The organism is Kocuria sp. CPCC 204721 (genome assembly GCF_040980945.1).
GTDB lineage: Bacteria > Actinomycetota > Actinomycetes > Actinomycetales > Micrococcaceae > Kocuria > Kocuria marina.
Genome location: NZ_JAVKPO010000039.1, coordinates 1 through 1,646, shown reverse-complemented (window position 1 = coordinate 1,646; position 1,646 = coordinate 1). Strand labels below are relative to the sequence as shown.

The window sequence follows — 1,646 nt, the reverse complement described above, 5'->3', positions numbered from 1 at the left end:
AACGGCTCTGTCGCACTTTCGGTGGTGGGGTAGAAGGCGCTCAGGCTAGGAGGATGCGGTGGCGGAGCAGGGTGAATCCTGCGCGTCCGTACATCTGCCGCTTGAGCATCTTCGTGCGGGTGTTCACACCCTCGGTCCTGCCGTTATGGCGCGGCGTGGTGAGCGCGGCGACGACGGCATCGCGGTCCTGCTCGATCCCGCGGATGAAGGAGTGCACGTGCGGCAGGTCCGCCGTACGTGCGGCATGGATCCACTGTTCGAGCCCGGCGGCATTTGCCTCAACGGGCTTCAGGAGGGCGGCAAATGCTCCCACCAGGCCGTGCAGGGCGGTGATCTCGGGGCACGCGAGGGCGATCTGGCCAAGGCGCTCCTGCTGACCGGCGGTGAGCTTGTCCGGCGCACTCAGTAGCAGGCGCGCCGCGCGGCGTGGTGAGAGATGGGCCCTGTCGTCCTCGGCACGGCCCTGACTGAGATACCGGGTCAGCAGGTTCGCACTGCCCTGGTAGCCCAACTCGCGGATCTCGCGCAGAAGCTGCTGGACCGGGACACCGGGGTCTTCGACACGACGGGTGCGCAGATGCTCCCGGTAGGGATCCACGAGCGTAGGCCGGTACTGCGGAACACGTTGGAGGCGTTCGGGTGCGTCGGCGCGGGCATACCGCTTGACGGTGTTCAGCCCAAGGCCCAGCCGCCGGGAGCACTCCAGCAGTCCGACGCCCTTTCCCAGCAGCCCGTGCACCTGGGCCCAGCGCTGTGCTGTGGTGCGGGCCCGAGGGCCGTCCTGCAGCCCGGTCGCCCCGGCCCAGCACGCCGAATGCGCGGCGACCTCCTTGACCACGGTCTCGGCCAGGCCATGCCAGAGGTGCCACCGGTCGGCGACCTGGACGGCGCCGGGCAGCGCCTCCCGCACGGCCTGGGCGTAGGCCGTTGAGCCGTCACGGCACACGATCCGCACCCCAGGGTGCGTGCGCAGCCAGTCCGCGACGGTCTGGGTTCCGCGTCCGGGAATCACGTCGATCCGGGTGCCGGTGTCGGCGTCAATGAGGACGGTGGCGTAGCTGCAGCTGCGGCGCAGCGCGAAGTCGTCAATCCCCAGCGCACTGGGCACCGCCCGCTCGGGCAGCGCGATGCCCAGCAGCGTCCGCAGTGCGGTGTCCCGTCCCGCGGTGATCCCCATGACCGGCAGCAATCGGGCCGACGCACGGCCGGCAAGCTCGCGAACGACGCAGTGCAGCTGTCCGGTCAACCGGACCGTGCGCCGCTGATAGCGCTCCAGCAACCCCGGGACCTGCTCCCGGAAGGTCTGCCGCGCACAGCCAGATGACCGGCACCGCATCCGGCGTACCCGCACCCGGATCAGCACGCGACGCCCATCGACCGGCACGTCCGCCGGCATCCGCTCATGGAAGGCATGGACCGTCCGAGTCAGCGTCCCGCACGACGGGCACTCCACCGCTCCGCCACGTGTCGACGCGCGAACCACGAGCATTTCGCCAGTGTCCTCGATCCCCTCGATCACCAACGCCGACAGCCCCGAGAACACCATCTCGACCAGCATTTTCGCATCAACCATGCCCCATCATGAGAAAGCCCGGAAGCACGAACCAACCGTCAACACATCGCACCACCGAAAGTGCGACAGAGCC

The 1,646-nt window shown here is 69.1% G+C and carries 1 protein-coding gene; it reads right to left on the bottom strand.

Features of this window, described 5'->3' with window-relative positions:
- Positions 1-40: 40 nt before the first annotated feature.
- The gene (locus RF637_RS13730; RefSeq protein WP_368815081.1) at positions 41-1,573 is read right to left on the bottom strand and encodes an ISL3 family transposase; all 1,533 of its coding nucleotides are present in this window, start codon (positions 1,571-1,573) and stop codon (positions 41-43) included.
- Between the last annotated feature and the right edge of the window lie 73 nt (positions 1,574-1,646).

Bases quoted from the DNA above. Each gene is read 5' to 3' on its own strand.
- RF637_RS13730 (WP_368815081.1), bottom strand. From the start codon at position 1,573: ATGGTTGATGCGAAAATGCTGGTCGAGATGGTGTTCTCGGGGCTGTCG.